The 17,466-nt window shown below is 43.5% G+C and carries 15 protein-coding genes; 5 read left to right on the forward strand and 10 right to left on the reverse strand.

Annotated elements, in window-relative coordinates:
• Window positions 1-715: 715 nt before the first annotated feature.
• Both F0228_RS00005 and F0228_RS00010 read right to left on the reverse strand, forming a co-directional pair.
• Complete coding sequence (locus tag F0228_RS00005; protein WP_171761644.1) at window positions 716-2,704, reverse strand: hypothetical protein; 1,989 nt, start codon at window positions 2,702-2,704, stop codon at window positions 716-718.
• A 712-nt stretch (window positions 2,705-3,416) separates the two neighbouring features.
• The gene (locus tag F0228_RS00010; protein ID WP_171761645.1) at window positions 3,417-4,751 is read right to left on the reverse strand and encodes an MATE family efflux transporter; all 1,335 of its coding nucleotides are present in this window, start codon (window positions 4,749-4,751) and stop codon (window positions 3,417-3,419) included.
• Between the two features lie 319 nt (window positions 4,752-5,070).
• Here F0228_RS00010 and F0228_RS00015 point away from each other — a divergent pair, with 319 nt between their 5' ends.
• Window positions 5,071-6,186 (forward strand): hypothetical protein, encoded by a 1,116-nt coding sequence (locus tag F0228_RS00015; protein ID WP_171761646.1) that lies wholly within the window; start codon window positions 5,071-5,073, stop codon window positions 6,184-6,186.
• A 53-nt stretch (window positions 6,187-6,239) separates the two neighbouring features.
• Here the strand turns inward: F0228_RS00015 and ppsA are convergent, their stop codons facing one another.
• Window positions 6,240-8,612: a phosphoenolpyruvate synthase gene (gene ppsA / locus F0228_RS00020; RefSeq protein WP_116870934.1), complete on the reverse strand. Its 2,373-nt coding sequence runs from the start codon at window positions 8,610-8,612 to the stop codon at window positions 6,240-6,242.
• A gap of 178 nt (window positions 8,613-8,790) precedes the next feature.
• On the opposite strand from ppsA, the gene F0228_RS00025 reads away from it, so the two are divergent.
• Entirely contained in the window at window positions 8,791-9,624 is an 834-nt protein-coding gene (locus tag F0228_RS00025; RefSeq protein ID WP_008221770.1) for a pyruvate, water dikinase regulatory protein, read from the forward strand.
• 107 nt (window positions 9,625-9,731) lie between these two features.
• Here F0228_RS00025 and grxB read toward each other — a convergent pair whose 3' ends face one another.
• The 3 genes from grxB to F0228_RS00040 form a co-directional block, all read right to left on the reverse strand.
• Window positions 9,732-10,364, reverse strand: coding sequence for a glutaredoxin 2 (grxB, locus tag F0228_RS00030; protein WP_171761647.1), 633 nt, complete (start codon window positions 10,362-10,364; stop codon window positions 9,732-9,734).
• Window positions 10,365-10,674: 310 nt separating this feature from the next.
• Window positions 10,675-10,833, reverse strand: a complete 159-nt coding sequence (locus F0228_RS00035; RefSeq protein ID WP_008221767.1) for a hypothetical protein — start codon at window positions 10,831-10,833, stop codon at window positions 10,675-10,677.
• 164 nt (window positions 10,834-10,997) lie between these two features.
• Complete coding sequence (locus F0228_RS00040; RefSeq protein WP_171761648.1) at window positions 10,998-11,978, reverse strand: Gfo/Idh/MocA family oxidoreductase; 981 nt, start codon at window positions 11,976-11,978, stop codon at window positions 10,998-11,000.
• 202 nt (window positions 11,979-12,180) lie between these two features.
• Between F0228_RS00040 and F0228_RS00045 the strand changes: the two genes are divergently transcribed.
• Both F0228_RS00045 and F0228_RS00050 read left to right on the forward strand, forming a co-directional pair.
• Window positions 12,181-12,663, forward strand: a complete 483-nt coding sequence (locus F0228_RS00045; protein ID WP_061031313.1) for a GNAT family N-acetyltransferase — start codon at window positions 12,181-12,183, stop codon at window positions 12,661-12,663.
• A 2-nt stretch (window positions 12,664-12,665) separates the two neighbouring features.
• The gene (locus F0228_RS00050; RefSeq protein ID WP_171761649.1) at window positions 12,666-13,445 is read left to right on the forward strand and encodes a L,D-transpeptidase family protein; all 780 of its coding nucleotides are present in this window, start codon (window positions 12,666-12,668) and stop codon (window positions 13,443-13,445) included.
• 40 nt (window positions 13,446-13,485) lie between these two features.
• Here F0228_RS00050 and F0228_RS00055 read toward each other — a convergent pair whose 3' ends face one another.
• From F0228_RS00055 to F0228_RS00065, 3 genes are all read right to left on the reverse strand, one after another.
• Window positions 13,486-14,223, reverse strand: coding sequence for a sulfite exporter TauE/SafE family protein (locus tag F0228_RS00055; RefSeq protein ID WP_061031311.1), 738 nt, complete (start codon window positions 14,221-14,223; stop codon window positions 13,486-13,488).
• Window positions 14,224-14,382: 159 nt separating this feature from the next.
• The gene (locus F0228_RS00060) at window positions 14,383-15,102 is read right to left on the reverse strand and encodes a glycerophosphodiester phosphodiesterase family protein (protein WP_171761650.1); all 720 of its coding nucleotides are present in this window, start codon (window positions 15,100-15,102) and stop codon (window positions 14,383-14,385) included.
• A 211-nt stretch (window positions 15,103-15,313) separates the two neighbouring features.
• The gene (locus F0228_RS00065; RefSeq protein ID WP_105057954.1) at window positions 15,314-15,916 is read right to left on the reverse strand and encodes a 2OG-Fe(II) oxygenase; all 603 of its coding nucleotides are present in this window, start codon (window positions 15,914-15,916) and stop codon (window positions 15,314-15,316) included.
• 201 nt (window positions 15,917-16,117) lie between these two features.
• On the opposite strand from F0228_RS00065, the gene F0228_RS00070 reads away from it, so the two are divergent.
• Window positions 16,118-16,906, forward strand: coding sequence for an MBL fold metallo-hydrolase (locus F0228_RS00070; protein WP_116870929.1), 789 nt, complete (start codon window positions 16,118-16,120; stop codon window positions 16,904-16,906).
• Window positions 16,907-17,029: 123 nt separating this feature from the next.
• Here the strand turns inward: F0228_RS00070 and F0228_RS00075 are convergent, their stop codons facing one another.
• Window positions 17,030-17,458 carry a RimK/LysX family protein gene (locus F0228_RS00075; RefSeq protein WP_008224746.1) on the reverse strand — a complete coding sequence of 143 codons (429 nt, stop codon included), beginning with the start codon at window positions 17,456-17,458 and terminating at the stop codon, window positions 17,030-17,032.
• Window positions 17,459-17,466 lie beyond the last annotated feature (8 nt).

Genomic DNA, 17,466 nt, shown 5'->3' on the forward strand with positions numbered 1-17,466 from the left:
CACCGGTCTTGAAAACCGGCAACCGTTAATAGCGGTTCTAGGGTTCAAATCCCTATCCCTCCACCACCATTAGAAAGCCCGCTGAGAAATCAGCGGGCTTTTTTGTGTCTAAATTTATATTATTCAACGCTCTATTGGCGTACGGTCTGCAGTGTAGATGGTTCAGTCTAGCTGCTTTATTAGCTTGTTAGTCGCGTTGTGGGCCCATTGACGACGTATGTTGATTACATCTACATGATGCGCAGGAGGCGATGAAATAAGTTGTACCGGCATCATAGCGTTTAAAGATTCTATGGCTGGTTTTCTGTACTGTAGAGGCGCGTGGTATATAGAGTGCCATATGATCGCGGATAGTTACCTTGATACATATGAGACGTTAAGGCGTGTTTAGAATCGAGCTTTTTATATGCTTTCCACAAAGCTGCCTAACACGTTTTAAACGTATTTGTACGTGCGCGTAAGTCCTACCAAGCAACCTAAGCGTTCGATGGAAGGGGGGAGAAGACACGGCCGTGAGATGACGTGATTCAGAGTATCTACGCTCTGCTAGTAGGGGCGTCTGCTTTCTAATATAGGAGTTACAGTTACCGTTTTCTTCACTTACTCACCACCCTCACGTGGCTGATAGACGTGAAAGAAATATCTTGCTAATAACAAATAAAGCCAGTTGGTAGATACCAACTGGCTTTTAATTACTTGCAGGCTAAGGGATGTTTTATTCAATATCTGATACACAAATACTAGCGTTAGTTACCCAGTCTCCTTCGTCATAGCTTCCACCAAAGATATTCATGTTTTTACTAATATGACTGTTCTCTTCTTTTCCATGATCCGTGGTCCAATATTCAAGTCCACCATTACCGACTGGCCAGCCAAAAGCGTTACCAACATCACCTATAGTCGATTGAATAGTTTGTAATTCTTCTTCTGTAGCTAGCCTTTTCCCCGAATCTGTACAACGAGTAACAGAATCCTGCCATGTACCGACACCCCACCAAAAATCATTTTCATAATGATTGTGGGACCCATCTGGATTTAACATTAACTCAGATAAGCTGTATTTATGCTTTCCTAAGGTAAATGTTTTATTAAAATCGATGTTAGTGAGATTGATAAGGTTACTGGTTACTTTTGTTTTGTTGTCACCGATGGCAAATATAGCCGCTGAGCTTTGGTTATGCGAAATAGCAAGTACAGTACTGCCAAATAAGTAAAAAGCTTCCTCTTCTTGATCTAACTGCCATTTGACATTATCTGTGATATCTAATGAAACAGTATCATGCGAATCATTGATAGTGTACTCTCCTATAGCCCTATAAGTTCGAATTTTATTATATGGGACGGTATTTATATCTGGGTAGCTAGGGTAGTTATGTATTTCTGAAATTGTAATGCTTTTAAGTTTTCCCGCAACAACGTTAAATTCTTTCGATATATTATTATCTTTACCATTTATTTCTGCAGTGATGGATATGTTGTTAGACTCTTTTATTGGCACGAAACTATTATGCCCCGTCTGTTTTATAACTTCCTCATCTGAACTTGACCAGTCCACAAAGGACGTAATATCAGCTGTTATTTTATTGTCAACTTTTTCTTTACTTGTATAATGGCCGATTGCGGAAAGTGAAAATTCAACATTGTTAACCAAATTATTTGTACCAGTAATTTCAATATATTCCAATGTAGAATCAGAAATTGTCATTTCTTGTGGATTACTTTCGATATCAAACATTCTTGCAGATATAGTAGCTTTGCTTTTTCCTACTCCACTATCAGCAGTAAAAAGATTGTTACCCTCAGCATTATTGAATACATCTGGTGCACTTGAGACCCATCTTACATCTTTTGTGATATCAATATGTTTTACCTGTTCATCTCTTGGACCTTGATAGACACCCACTGCAGTAAACTCTAGGCTTGTTCCGTACAAAGCGCTGCTTAATTGAGTTGTCTTCTCAGAGTTAGTGGTTGGGCTAATAATAATCTCTTTTAGCATCGCATCGCTTATTTCTAACGAAACACTATTACTTGTAAAACCATCAAAATTAGCTGATAGAACCGTGATATCTGCAATATCACCTATAGCTTTGAAGCGATTTTTTTCAGATGAGCTTTGCGAAAAACTTCTGTTATCTAGAGTCCATGAAACATAACTTGTACCATCACGTTTTGAACGGTCACTCCACTCCACGATACAATCAAGTGTTATCGAGGTTCCATTTGGCACATAAACCATTTGGTTATTATCAAAATCTATTGTTTTGACCCGAGGTGAAATTGTAATCGCGACAGGCTCTAATATAGATAGTGACCAAGTCGCACTAATATTGGTTGTTTTTGCTATAATAGTTGTTTGTCCGCTTTGAAGTGTCTTTAATTGTGCCGGTTTATCAAAGCTGGCGAACTCAGGTTCACTACTGACCCACTCTACTGATGATGTGATATCACTAGTACTATTATCATCATAATACCCGATTGCTTTAAATTTTAACGTTGTATCTAATAAAGCCTCGTTAGAGTCTAGGATATTATTTTTAGAGACTTCTTCGATGGTGATCTTCTCTAATCTCTTTGTATGTGAATCATCCTTGCTATCACCGCCCCCGCCACCACATGCAGTTAATGATGGGATTATAATGAATAAAATAAAAATTAATGAAATCGACTTCTTAATACTATTTTTTATTTGCTGTGAAAACATATGATAAATAACACCTCATTGATAAATTAGAAGTGTAAATTGTACAATTCACAACTTTTTACAAGTAACAAGATAGAGACAATAAATAGCAAAAAGAGGACATGTTTCTTGTCAATGTGAAATGTTGTTAATGGAAGTGTAGAGTATTGTTAACATGGCATTGAAACATAACTATTACTGATAGCTCTCACTTGGAATGATTTGTGTTTCTTAACACCAGTTCTATGTTTTGCTGAGTGGTGTTCAAAGATCAGATTGCATACCGTGCTCTTTTTTCTCTAGATTGTCTTGGATACGTATTTCTACTTCCGACACTCAACCTTGATCTAATTGTTCTGGTGTCGTAGAAGCTGTGCGCTCTTTTTGATCAAGGATCCACTCTTAAAGCAGGCTACTTTAAATCTTTTAGAAGGGATGTCGCTGCGATTATTTATGGGGATAACTTCACATAGTAATAGGTTTTATTCATATTTTGGGGAGGGGTTTTACTATAACTGAGTTAACGTCTTGACTATTGGAGATTTATAAATTTAGTCGTCAATAACTTGAATCCAAGAAAGAGCAAACCCATTATGTAGAAGCAAGTTGTTATGTAAGGGGCGCTAATTGTAAAAGGTCGTATCTGAGCGAGCCATAGGTCATAAAAAGGTAAGAAAAAGCAGCCTAAGTAGCTGCTTTTTTTGTTTTTAATAACTAAAAGTTCACTCGCGAGTTAGCTGGCAAGTTTAGCTTCAACTTGGCCTAAAGCGCGTTGGTACATGAACCATGCGCAGGTTCCGGCGAACACGTTACCTATCATAGCACCCCAGAATAGGCCTTCAATTCCAACAAGCTGAGAGCCAATCCATAAACAGGGCAAGAAGAAAGCGAACAGACGCAATGCTGAAATCGTTAATGCGGTGTAAGACTTACCTAGGGCGTTCGAAACCGACACCATCAGCATGCAAATACCCAGAGGACCAAGGCTGATTGGGACAATCATGAGGTGATAGTTTAGGATTGTGGTTACTTCACTGTCGCTCGTCATCAATCCTGCTAATCCACTTGAGAATACCCACGTAACGAGCGCAATTACGACTTGAAAGCCAAGTACAAAGGTTGCGGCAATCTTGATTAAACTGCGAATATCAGTCAGGTTCTTTTCTCCCAACATGCGACCAACCATTGGTGGCATCGACATGGTTAAGGCAAGCACCGCTACAATCGAGAAAAATTCAAAACGAGAACCCAGCGCCCAAGCCGCAACGGCAGCCGTACCGTAGCCTGCCAGCAGTTTAGTCGCCAACATAGAGGATACAGGTGGCAGCAATTGGCTCACCATCGCAGGACCCATGATGTTGCCAATCGAGCGAACACTCTTGCCGATATCAAGATCGTGCCAGTCGAACGTCATCCAATGTTTCTTGGTTACTTTGGGCGCCACGATAAAGATGCCCGCACCGAACGCTAAAATTGTCGCAATCGCTGCACCGTTGATGCCCATGTCGAGCGTAAAGATGAAGATTGGGTCCAATATCAAGTTAATGATGCTGGTCGCGATCATCATCGAGCCGGGCAGCATAGTATTACCGTTGGCACGACACACACTGTAGTAAAAGTAGAGTAACGCACCTGTCCAAGAGCTGATTAGCCAATAGATCCAGTAAGAGTCAATGATCGGCAATACGCTTGCTGGCGCATCGAGTAGTTCTAAAATTGGGCCACGAAGCAGATAAATGATGACTGAAAAAAGTGCGACACTCACACTTCCCATTGCGATCACAAGCCCACCTAGCTGCTTAGCGTAGCGCATTTCGTTAGCACCAATGGCACGTGCAATGACTGCTGTGGTCGCGATGCCCAACCCGACTTGAATTCCGATGATGATCATCTGAATAGGTAGCGTGAAACCTTGAACAGCGAGCGGTAGTACACCTAGCTGACCAATGAAGGCACTGTCTACAAGTTGGAAGCTCATTAGAGAAAGCACCCCAAACAGCATTGGCCACGTCATGGTATAGAGTTGTCGGCCAAGCGAAGGCGAGGGAGTTGCGGTAGTAGAATTCATATTACTCTTTTTGGTCTTGAAGATAGACTCACAGCGGTAACGTCGAGCTGTGAAGAATTGTGTAAAGGATAACGTAAGGCCTGCACGATACCAATCATTGTTACCGGATCTCGTTATATTCCTTAACCCTGCGGTTGATAGAATTGGCGCATTTTGTTCTGTGACTTTATGGAACTACCTCTCAAACCTTATTTATTTTATAGGCTTATCCTTCATGGCTAATGTAATTATCAAATCCATAAACTAGTATTCTTATAGGAAAACGGATAGTGCATCCGACAGTACAGAATGAACTGCATATTGGAGAGGGAACTAAGATATGCCGACCACAGAAGAAATTCAGATTAGCCAAGAGCAAGTTAGAAAGAATAAGGCTAAGGTGCTCGCCAAGATAAACCAGCAAGGCATCATGTCTCAGGGCTTTCGATTGGTTAACGTCAAAGATTACCAACAGAAGCTACAAGCTCTAAAACAGAAGGTCGAAAACTTCGATTACCTGAATGAAGCGAATAAAAAGCAAGATCAGGTGATTCTCGACATCATGACGCAGAAAGAGAAGATTCATAATTACTTGGATGAATCATCGAGTCAGAAGCTAGCAAACGGCAACCTAGATTTTGGTTCTCGAAATCAGGTTGCCAATGCCACGCTTAAGAAAAAGCAGCTTTTCATGATGTTTATGGAAACCGTTGAAGCGCAAGAAGCGCTCAGAGAGTTTGCTGTTAAAGTGGCTTCAGTATGTAACGGTACACTCAAACAGCCGCCGGGAGCTTATCTTGGTGTAAAAGATTTCCATGGGGCGTTAGACAAGATCACTAATCGTAAACGTCATTACGACATCGGTGATCTTAAAGATGCCGCTCGTATGACCATCGTATTCGAGAATATGGATGATATGATCGTTGCTAAGGCGATGATCATTTTGACCAAAGAGTTCATTGAGCTAAAACATCACCAGTCTGCGATGAAAGATCGTTACGGTACCAGCCAAGGCGACAATGCTAAATTCAACTGCGGAGCAACCGATGCCGGCTACAAAGACATTAAGTTCTTCTTAAAAATGGCCAATGGACATATTGGTGAGCTACAGCTTAATACTCGGAACATGATGGTAGCGAAGAAAAATGGTCATATCATTTACGATATTCTGCGCGATGGCGGTAATCTAGCTAAGGCATTTACTATTACTAATAGCGAAGTGCTCGCCAAAGTAAACCGTAATATGAGTGAAAAATGGTTTAACTTCATGAAGACGCGAGTACCTAAAGCGAGAGATGATTTGATCGCCGTGCAGGAGCTTGTGGATCGCTTGAGGGCGAACCTTGGAAGAGGGCAAAACTCACTCCAAGTGAGCATGGAAGAGATAACCATATTGTCTCGTGTCAGCCTGTATATTTATGAACAAGGTGACAATGCCAGAGCCTTATTAGAATAGTTAAAAAAGCCAGTCGTACTGACTGGCTTTATTCGTATCTTGATTAGAGAAGGTTACTTGCTAGCAACGTTGCCTAGCTTCAACCATGTATCGATAACTGTATCTGGGTTTAGGGATACAGAGCTGATGCCTTGCTCCATTAACCACTCCGCTAGGTCATCATGGTCAGATGGGCCCTGGCCACAAATGCCCACGTACTTACCGGCTTTGGTTGCCGCGTCGATAGCCATTTTCAGCATCGCTTTCACAGCTGGGTTACGCTCATCGAATAGGTGTGCAACGTCACCAGAGTCACGGTCTAGACCAAGCGTCAGCTGAGTCATATCGTTTGAGCCGATAGAGAAGCCATCGAAGTACTTCAAGAACTCTTCAGCCAAAATTGCATTCGATGGTAGCTCACACATCATGATCACTTTCAGGCCTTGGTCGCCACGGCGAAGGTCGAATTTAGCCAGAATGTCGATAACCGATGCCGCTTCGCTTGGTGTACGAACGAATGGAATCATGATTTCAACGTTCTTAAGACCCATTTCGTTGCGAACACGTTTGATCGCTTGAGTCTCTAGCTCGAAACAGTCTTCGAATACTGGCGAGATGTAACGAGATGCACCACGGAAGCCCAGCATTGGGTTCTCTTCATGTGGTTCGAACTCTTTGCCGCCGACTAGGTTGCTGTACTCGTTCGACTTAAAGTCAGACATACGTACGATTACACGCTTAGGCCAGAATGCAGAAGCGATGGTCGCGATGCCCTCTGTTAGTTTGCCTACGTAGAAATCGATAGGATCTTTGTAACCACGAATACGCTGTGTGATTTCAGCTTTAAGCTCATCAGATTGCGCATCGAAGTTAAGCAGTGCTTTCGGGTGAATACCGATCATCTTGTTGATGATGAACTCGAGACGAGCAAGGCCAACACCTTCGTTTGGAATCTGCGCGAAATCGAAAGCACGATCTGGGTTACCCACGTTCATCATCACTTTAGTCGGTAGCAATGGCAGCTCATCAACCTCAGAACGTTTAATTTCGAACTCTAGCTCACCTTGGTACACGTAGCCAGTTTCGCCTTCAGAACATGACACTGTCACGGTCGCACCGTCTTCAAGGTTGCTTGTTGCGCTGCCGCAGCCAACGATTGCTGGAATACCTAGCTCACGAGCGATGATTGCTGCGTGACAAGTACGACCGCCACGGTTTGTAACAATCGCAGAGGCTTTCTTCATAACAGGTTCCCAATCTGGGTCTGTCATGTCTGTTACTAGTACATCGCCTTCTTGAACCAGTGACATTTGGTCTAGTGAGTCAACCAAACGAACTGGGCCAGAGCCGATACGTTGACCGATCGCACGGCCTTCAACTAGCACATCGGCCTTGTTGTTCAGTTCGTAACGCTCGATAACGTTTTGGTCGCTTTGAGAACATACCGTCTCTGGACGAGCTTGAACGATGTAAAGCTTGCCATCGATGCCATCTTTCGCCCACTCAATGTCCATCGGGCGTTGGTAATGCTTCTCGATGATCATCGCTTGTTTTGCTAGTTCTTTGATCTCTTCGTCATTTAGTGAGAACTCGTTACGCTCTTGCGTATCGGTGTCGATGATATCAACTTGTTTGCCAATTTCTTGGTTGGTTGAGTAGATCATCTTGATCAACTTAGAACCAAAGGTCTTCTTCACGATAGGCTGGTGGCCTGCTTCTAACATTGGCTTGTGCACGTAGAACTCATCTGGGTTCACAGCACCTTGAACAACCATTTCACCTAGACCCCAAGAAGAGGTAATGAATACCACTTGGTCGAAGCCTGACTCTGTATCAAGGGTGAACATCACACCTGAAGAGGCTTTGTCTGAACGAACCATGCGTTGGATACCCGCAGACAATGAAATGCCGCGGTGGTCAAAGCCTTGGTGTACACGGTAAGAGATAGCGCGGTCGTTAAATAGAGAAGCGTAAACGTGCTTGGTTGCTTCCAGTACAGCGTCGATGCCTTTCACGTTAAGGAAGGTCTCTTGCTGGCCTGCGAATGAAGCATCTGGAAGGTCTTCTGCAGTTGCAGATGAACGCACAGCAACAGACAATTCTTCGTTGTCTTCGATTAGCTCGCGGTAGTTATCACGGATGTCTTGCTCTAGTGATTCTGGGAAAGGGGCTTCTAGAACCCACTGTCGAATCGTTGCACCTGTCTTACGCAGTGCGTCAACGTCTTCAACATCAAGTTCGTCAAGTAATTGGTGAATGCGCTCATCAAGACCTTTGTAGTCAAGAAAGTCGTTAAACGCATGAGAGGTGGTAGCAAAACCATTAGGTACAGAAACACCAGCATTGGATAGGTTAGAAACCATTTCGCCCAGTGAGGCGTTCTTACCGCCGACTTTGTCGACATCTTCCATGGATAGGCCATTGAACCATAGGGTATTATTTTGCATTTATTTCTCCAGAAACATAGCAAGCATTGTAGGGATTTAAAGGCAAACGATTACGTATCAGTTTAAAAAAATGTAAATTATTTTTTAAAGCTGTGGGGGACGTAATAGTCAGCAGGGTTTTGTTATATATATTATGGTTACCATCCTACTCAAAATAATTTTAAACATTAAATAAAAAATGCAAATTGATATTCAAAGTCGTGATGTATTCTATGTTTCTGATGGAACGGCCATAACATGTGAGACTTTAGGGCATGTTGTTCTAGGTCAATTTCCCTTCAAAGCCAATGAGAAAACCTTTCCTTTTGTTGAAAGTGAGGACAAACTTTCTGATTTATTGAAAGAGATTGAAACTTCGTACCGTGAGAGTGGCCAGCAACCTTTGGTGTTCTTTTCGATTGTGATTCCTGAAATCAAAGCGAAGTTGCTTGAAGCGCCTGCCCATTGCTATGACGTGTTGGAAAGTATTGTTCAGAAGGTACAAGATGACATCCATATGGCGCCGACTCCTAAGTTGCAACGCTCACGCAGTGTGAACAAGGACTCGGTGAAGTATTTCGACCGTATTGCCGCAATCGAATACACACTCGCACACGATGATGGCATCACGCTCAAAGGGCTGGAAGAAGCCGACATCATCTTGCTGGGGGTATCTCGAAGTGGCAAGACGCCAACAAGCTTGTATATGGCGATGCAGTTTGGTCTACGCGTAGCGAACTATCCATTCATTCATGATGACTTGGCGCGATTAAAGCTGCTGCCAGAGTTTGAGATATACCGACATAAGCTGTTTGGTTTAACCATTGATGCAGAAAGATTGACTGAAATCCGTGAGAATCGTTTAGCGGGCAGTGAATACGCGAGCGACTCACAGTGTCTGTATGAGCTACAAACCGTAGAGGCGATGTTCCGTAGAGAGGCAGTGCCGTATATCAATACCTCATCGTTATCGGTTGAAGAGATTTCTACCCGTATCCTAGAGCGAACCGGCTTGAGAAGGCGCCTGTTGTAATAACAAGAGCTTGATGTCATCGAAATAGTGAAAGATAAAAAAAATCGAAGCTAGCAGGGGATATACCTGATGGCTTCGATTTTTTGTTTGTGCTTGTTGTAATCGTTCTAGCGAAGAAGAGACAGTTTTAGCGTTTCACTCTGCTTTTCTAACCAACGTTCTAGAGCTGGTGGCCATGTGATGCTTGGCTCAACGCAGAAGCCACGCAGCATAGAGAAGTACACTGCTTGGTCGATAAGAGGCAGCGAAGACTCACCATTCTCTAAGTTCAGTAGCAGCTCTGCATCTTTCAGAAGCGGGTTAATCTGTTCAACAAACTGCGGTGTTTGCTCAATCAGCTTGTCGAAGTTGAGTTCTTCGGTTTCTTTGGCTGCGCGCCATGCTTCTTTGCTTGCTGGTGATTGGTACTCAGCAAGGTCTAGTTTCCACCAACGTGGCAAACCGATGCACTGGCTTAGCGGGAATGCGCGAGTTTGGAACAGGGTCACTTGCTCTGATGGCTCACGCTGCTCGTCACTAGATTTCAAATCCATGAAGTAAGCGATGATATCTAGGCTCTCAGCCATGATAGAGCCATCGTCTTTTTGTAATACGGGTACCATCTTTTTACCGATTAAATCGATAAGGGTTTGGGCATCATCATAATCCACAGAAATAAGTTTGATGTTTAAGCCTAGAGATTGAGCGATGTAGGCGACTCGTGCACAGAAAGGGCAGTGGTCGTAAATATAAAGCTTCATAGCTTCCCTCAGTTCATGGTCATTGTGAGTATAAGGTGATGCTAATGTACCAGAAAATTCTGTAAACACTAAACATCAATAGAGAGTGCGTATCAGCAGGCAATAAGCCTTTGTTGTTACGCTTTAATTCATTCTATTGTCTGTTGGAACTGACTTTGCTGCAATGACTAAACCTGTAGGAAGGCTGGCGGTAAGTAGCAGATATAAAAAAGGCCCTGGCTGTTAACTCTAATGCAGAAGAGTAAAGCAGCCAAGGCCTCAATTTTGTTACCTTTAGCAGAGTGACTACTAAAAGAGCAGAGCGGTTAGACTATGCTTTTTTAAGATCTTGCATTGGGTAAGTAAGCGGCATTGCGCCTTCTACTGTTGTAACGTGAACGTAGTAACCACCAGCACTTAGACCAGTTACTACCATTTCACCAAGTTCAACACCTTTTGTTGCTACAACGCGATCGTCAACTGAAAACACTTTACACACCTTCAATAAATTAAATAAATACGATAGATATCGAACGCGGATTTAATCAGATAGCCCTCTGATCAACTAATCCGGTTATTTGTCGTAAGGATTAAATTTAGTTATGCATAAACTGATATGTGATTAAAATCAGAGTGTTAGCTTAATGGTCTGTATTATTTATCTGCAGGATAAACGACACCAACCTGTTGACGCATCTTTGTAATTAACTTGGCAACGGTTAATGCGCGCTGTTTAGCATCGGTTTGTGTGGTGTGATCGCCAGCAATACAATCAGCAAAGGCTTGCGCTTCGTAACTCATTGAGTTTTCGCTTTGTACTTGAGTGAGATTTTCAATGCTTCCATCACGGTAGCGGATCTTAACATCGGTACATTCAGCGATGTGATCAATGATGATCGCACCTTGCTCACCCTGGATCTCGCTTGGCGCATATGAGTCGCTGACCTTAGAGTGTGCAAGGGTCACGTCAAATTCAGGGTATTGGAAGATGGCACAGCCATGCGCATCAACGCCTGATTCCAGCAGTTTTGCAGATGCCTGGGCGTTATCAGGTTCACCAAATAGCGCTACCGTTGCTGCAACGCAATAGAAGCCGATATCGACCAATGAGCCATTTGAGAAAGCCGGATTAAAAGTGTTTGGGTTTTCACCATTCAGGTATTTTTGGTAACGCGATGAATACTGGCAGTAGTTGATGTGCGCTTTATGTACCTTGCCGATTTTTTCTAGCCTAAGTTGGACTTGTTTAAAGTTTGGTAGGAATTGAGATTTATACGCCTCAAACAGTACCACACCGGTTTTTTCAGCGACTTCAAACATGCGTGTGGCTTCCGTGATATTCGATGCAACAGGCTTCTCACAGATGACGTGCTTACCATGCTCCATCATCAGAATCGACTGCTCACAGTGCAGTGAATTGGGTGAGGCGATGTATACCGCTTCAACCGTATTGTCGTTGGCTAATGCGTCAAGTGAGTCATATGTGGTTTCAACACCGAATTCTTGTGCGAACTGCGCGGCGCTGTCTAGGTTTCGTGAATAGACAGCAGTCAACTGCATCGATTGTGATTCATGTGCAGCTTGAACGAACTTTTGTGTAATCCAATTGGTTCCAATTACAGCGAACTTAATCATAGTGGTATCCGATACTTAGGGTCTGCGAAGATAGTAGCACTCAAAGGCTGGTAATGTGCCTGAGATTTGCGGAACAATTTCCCCAAACTTAGTGCCTAATATTTATCACCTGCCTTCACAGAGCGTCTGAGTCGACCAGTGGAACGGTGCACATTTAAGCCATTTTTGCTAAGGTGTTATTGAATTCAAACAAGGTGATGATATGCAAATTCGGAATGCTAAGGTAACTGACATCAACGCGATTTTAGCGCTCTCTGATCAGATAAATCATCAACATCATCTCGGTGCGCCTATGGTGTTTGCGCCGCCGTCACAAAGCAAAGCAGACAGCGAGGAGTACTGGCTGGGCTTAATGATTGACCCGACTGGGGCCTTCTTTGTCGCTGTTGAACAGGATGCAGTGATTGGTTTTCTCGCGGGTAAGGTCACGCAGAACAAAGGTGTGAGCTTTATTCAGTCTCATAAGGTGGCGAGAGTGAACACTATTGTGGTGAGTGACCAAATTCAGAGTAAAGGCGTTGGTCGAGCGCTAATGAAGTCATTCAATCAATGGGCGCAAGCTCAAGGAGCGATCGAATTAAGATTAGAGGTGATGGAGTTTAATCAACAAGCTCAGAGCTTTTATGAGTCGCTAGGAATGGAGACTCAGTCCCGAATCATGTCGATGCGTTTTGAGGAGATATAAGGGTGCGTCCGTTTTTACCACTATCACTATGCTTATTCTTGATGAGTCCGATTGTACTCGCCGAAAAGGTCGTTGTTGAGAAGATAGTGTCTGACGCTACCGCTATTGAAACCATTGTCTTTGAGTCAGCACCAGCTCATTCACAACGCATCTCAACTTCCTCTCCTAACTCTACTGGCACTTCAAAATCAAAGCATGTGATTGATGTAGATGAGGTGCTGGGTGAGGGGCAATCCACTCACATTGCTCAACTGGCACAAGGTTCATCGCAACGCTTACCTAAAGCTTCTGCTCAAGCTTCATTATTAGAACCCTACATGGCGCCAGACTCTTTTTCTGAAATCGACCCTCTGTTGCAAGTTGTGACCTTAGTGAAAGTCGATAAATCGAAACGCAGAATGTACCTACTCAAAGGGGATGAAGTGGTACAAGAGTTTCGTATCGCTTTGGGTAAGGAACCGAAAGGTCATAAACGCTTTGAAGGGGATAACCGAACGCCAGAAGGGGAATACACGCTCGACTATATCATGGAGCGCTCTGAGTTTTACCGTTCGGTACACATCAACTATCCGCGCTCTTCTGATAGACAATGGGCTGAAGAGAATGATGTTGACCCAGGTGGTAACATCAAAATTCATGGTATTAAAAACGGTGAACGTCGTGCGCCAGGTTTTATCCAAAGTTTCGATTGGACAGATGGCTGTATCGCATTAACCAACCAAGATATGGATGAGTTTATTCAACTAGTCAAAATGGGCACCCCTATCCACATCGAATGGTAGGCTCTGGTACCCATTTTCCTTGCAGAAATTAGACCGTTCGTTACAACAGAACTCGACCTGCACTAAAGAATGCAATCACGATAAGTAGCCCGATAGTGACAGGCTTAAATTTCTCGCCACCAAATCTTTCGAACAGTTTCGAACCCACATAGCCACCAAACATACTGCTTGGTAACAGTGCCAGTGTAAGCCAAACCACATCACGGTCGACGAGCCCCGCAATGGATGCAGAAACAAAGGCACTCGAATCTGCCAATACAAAGAACGCAATCAAACCTGCTCTGGCGACGTGCGGGGCCACAGGGCTCGCCAACGCGTGGGTGCCAATTGGTGGACCAGACATAGAAGCCGCACCATTCATTATTCCAGCAAGGCTTCCTAGGATATAGGGAGCAAATCTCGGTTCACTTTTATATTGAAAGCCTCGGTAGATCATAAGTGCAGACGCAAAGATAAAGGCGCTGATGATCAAGATAATGGTGTCTTGGCTAACTGATTTGAGTAAAACCAGGCCAACAGGTGTGAACACAAGGCAAGGGATAAATACTTTTGCTACCCAGCGCCAATTGACATGTTTTTTGACCTTAGGCAGTAATTGAACGTTGCCAAGCAGGTCGATAAGCATGAACACAGGAACAAGCTCAATAACCGGCACGAATAACGCACTTAGAGGCAATGCGACTAGGGTGAAACCGAAGCCTGAGAAGCCACGAACGATAGCGGCAAAAATGAAGATTGCACCCAAAATTGGGAAAGTTGGACTAAAAATGAGATCCATAAATTAAGTAACCAATAAAGCTGCCTAAATAGTGCGAGCTAATGAAACCAAGTGAGCAGCGGAATGTACTCCTACTCACTTGTGTTTGCTACTTAATTTTAAGGTTTATCGAGGTAAATTTTCCCGTCTTAAACGTTTACTACTTTGGTATTTGCTTGGTCAATTTTTCGCGCTAAATCTATCTGGAAAATCAGTGAATATCGCATCGACGGTGGATAGGAATTTGAACTTAGACGGATCATTGACGGTGTAGCACCATGTTTGAATCTTTGCTTCGGCAAGCGTATCAAGATCATCCTGATTGACGTTTTCGTAATTCATGTGGCAACTGAACGCTTTCACCTGATCTATAAGCAGAAGATCGTCTTGAGAGAGCTGCTCTGTGATCACGCCAACGCGGTATCTTGGTAAGTGGTGAGCCATTTCTGCAACAACTTCATGGCTGAAACTTGAAAGCAGCACTCTGTCCGTGTCTATGTTTGAGCGGATCAGCTCACTGTGTAGAAGATCAACCACATGAGGGGCTTGGTGTCGGCTATCGACTTTTATCTCTAGGTTAACGCTGAGGTTATGTTTTTCAACAAGTTCAAGTAACTCGCTAAGTGTGAGTATTCTTTCTCCTTCGAAATGTTCTGACTTCCAGCTACCAAAATCAAGCTGACGCAGCTCTGCCAAAGTGTGTTCATCAACACGGCCCTTGCCATCACTACAGCGCTCGAGAGTGTGGTCGTGGCAAACGACAAGCTCATCATCCTGAGTTTGCTGAATATCGACTTCAATCCATTTCAAGCCAAGTTTAGCGGCTTGTTCAATACTTGCTTTGGTGTTTTCTGGGTGAGTACCCGCTACACCACGGTGACCTACGATGATAGATGACATAATTAATCCTTCTTGAATGCGCATCGTAAATATTTATTAAATATCAGTTTTCCCGAATACGCCAGAGTAATTGCTGGGCAAGAGTCTCTACACAGGATTCGGCTCATAAAAGTGATATTTTCCTCTTAGTACTTTCCTAGCAGTACTAAGAGGAAAAGCCTCTCAAGTGGAGAGGCTTTGGATGAGATGAGGCTTTGACCCGAACCTCGCTTTAGTGAGCGATATCGAGTTGGTTGTCTTTCACGCCGTTGATACGGAACCAACCTGCGATACTGAATCGTTCTGTGTTGGTTGGCAGAACTTCGTGTGGGAACTGCTCTGATAAGAACACAAACAAACGGCCAGACTTTGGCGGAATGGTTGCGATGTGATTATCTTGTAGATCGTAAACCACAAGCTCACCAGCGTCTTCCTCTGTCCACTCGTCATTCATGTAGAACACGGTAGTCAGACGGCGGTTCTCATTGCCTTTGAAGCAGTCTAAGTGCTTTTGGTAGAAGTCGCCTTTTTCGTATTTAGCAAAGTGCGCTTCGTACTCGAACAGACCCAAAAAGAACGCTTTGTTTGCTTCTAAACGAATCTGCTCCATTTTATCTAGGAACAGAGAAGCAGGCTCACCCATGTCGCGGTGTACCCACTGAATTTTGTCGCTACGAATGGTCGACTCTCGCGTTACTTCATCGTTACGGCCAATCCTAGCCTTTTTCCAGTTCTCTGGAATGCAATCCCTCAATGCCACCACTTCTTCATGCGTTAAGAAGTCATCCCAAACAAAGTAGCCTTGGGTAGAAAGAGCATCGATTAGTTGGTTCATGTATAGCACTCAGACAATAAATTAGAGGCGCATATATAGTCCTAATAACTCAGGTCAACAAATCACGTATTTTGTCGTCACGATAAAAAGCGGAAGAGCATGGTACTTTGATGTGATTTTGTAGTTAACAAATTTGTTACAAATAAATATGAGTTTGCTATGGTATAGGTCTGACCAGTTGAGTTATCACAAGGAGTGGGTTTGCAACTGCATACCATTAAAGGCTATATCCAAGACATGTATTTGGTGGAGTATCCGGACAAATTACTGTTGCTTGATGGCGCATGTCGAGCCGACATCCCGCATTTGAAGACTTTCATTGAAACCGAACTTATGCGTGATTTTTCTGATCTCCACACGGTTGTGGTGACACACATGCATCCTGACCATGCAGGGGCAGCGCACAAGCTAAGAAAGCTCACGAACTGTAACTTGGTGGCAGCAAACCGAGATAAGGATTGGTATCACGGTATCGATGGTATCTTGATGCATTTGACCGATCTCGCATTAGCAAGATGGATGGCAAACCGCTTAGGAAAGCCGAAAGCGAACTTGTGGTATTCAAGAAAGTTAAAGCCGGACTACAAACTGTCGGATGGTGAGAGCATTCCGGGTTTTGATGATTGGTTGGTTCTAGAAACCCCGGGCCACACCGACAGAGATCTTTCGGTTTATTGCCCATCTCACAGCGTTGCCTATGTGGCAGACCTCATGGTGGAAGTGAAAAAGAAGCTGATTCCGCCTTTCCCTATCTTTCACCCTAACAAGTATCGAGAGTCAGTATCTCGCATCTATGACATGCAACTTGATACCTTGCTGGTGGCGCATGGAGGACAAGTCGATTTTAGTCAGACAGCTTTTGAACACTTATTGATGAGCGCCCCAAGAAGACCGGTGACACATTGGCGGGTAACAAAAATCAAAGCCAAGAAACTGTTGTTATCGATTTGGCGTTTTGGTTTTCAATCTCATGGTAAATCTAAGAAATAGATCAGCCAAAAGTGGCAACTCGAAATTAAAGAATTGAAAGCAATAAGGCCAGTCATGAGACTGGCCTTATATCGTTGTGACGAGCTTTAGTTATAACCTGTGGAGCGGTTACTATGACTCGGATTAGTGAGTCAGCAGGAATTCACCCGCTGGGTCAACAATCACTTTGTCACTCATGCCTTGACGACCAAGCAACATCATGTAAGTCATGTCTTGACGGTTGCTTAGCGTGATATCTATAGGCCATTGTTGGCCACCGATTCTCAGCATGGTCTCAATCACACAACGGTGTTCAACTTCGCCGTTAGATGATTTGATTTTCTTACTTGTTTTCAGTTTCGCCTTGCAGCGCACTGTCTCTTCTAGGTGATAAACGTCTGGGTGAAGATCAAACTCAACGAAGTTCTCACCGTCTGTTTTTACACATAGTAGATTGTCTACGTGTAGAGAAGAGGTTTTAGCCCCTGTATCAACACGTGTATGTAGTCCAGTTATCCCTAACTCTGGTAAGCAAAGTGCTTCGGTATTCCCTATGATCATTTTATTGTTCATTTTCTTTC

Origin of the sequence: Vibrio sp. 99K-1 (genome assembly GCF_013114585.1) — a bacterium.
GTDB lineage: Bacteria > Pseudomonadota > Gammaproteobacteria > Enterobacterales > Vibrionaceae > Vibrio > Vibrio chagasii_B.

Coding starts and splice junctions, on each gene's coding strand:
- F0228_RS00075 (WP_008224746.1), bottom strand. CDS start 17,458: ATGAACAATAAAATGATCATAGGGAATACCGAAGCACTTTGCTTACCA.
- F0228_RS00065 (WP_105057954.1), bottom strand. CDS start 15,916: ATGAACCAACTAATCGATGCTCTTTCTACCCAAGGCTACTTTGTTTGG.
- F0228_RS00010 (WP_171761645.1), bottom strand. CDS start 4,751: ATGAATTCTACTACCGCAACTCCCTCGCCTTCGCTTGGCCGACAACTC.
- F0228_RS00005 (WP_171761644.1), bottom strand. CDS start 2,704: ATGTTTTCACAGCAAATAAAAAATAGTATTAAGAAGTCGATTTCATTA.
- F0228_RS00015 (WP_171761646.1), top strand. CDS start 5,071: ATGCCGACCACAGAAGAAATTCAGATTAGCCAAGAGCAAGTTAGAAAG.
- ppsA (WP_116870934.1), bottom strand. CDS start 8,612: ATGCAAAATAATACCCTATGGTTCAATGGCCTATCCATGGAAGATGTC.
- F0228_RS00055 (WP_061031311.1), bottom strand. CDS start 14,223: ATGGATCTCATTTTTAGTCCAACTTTCCCAATTTTGGGTGCAATCTTC.
- F0228_RS00025 (WP_008221770.1), top strand. CDS start 8,791: ATGCAAATTGATATTCAAAGTCGTGATGTATTCTATGTTTCTGATGGA.
- F0228_RS00040 (WP_171761648.1), bottom strand. CDS start 11,978: ATGATTAAGTTCGCTGTAATTGGAACCAATTGGATTACACAAAAGTTC.
- grxB (WP_171761647.1), bottom strand. CDS start 10,364: ATGAAGCTTTATATTTACGACCACTGCCCTTTCTGTGCACGAGTCGCC.
- F0228_RS00045 (WP_061031313.1), top strand. CDS start 12,181: ATGCAAATTCGGAATGCTAAGGTAACTGACATCAACGCGATTTTAGCG.
- F0228_RS00060 (WP_171761650.1), bottom strand. CDS start 15,102: ATGTCATCTATCATCGTAGGTCACCGTGGTGTAGCGGGTACTCACCCA.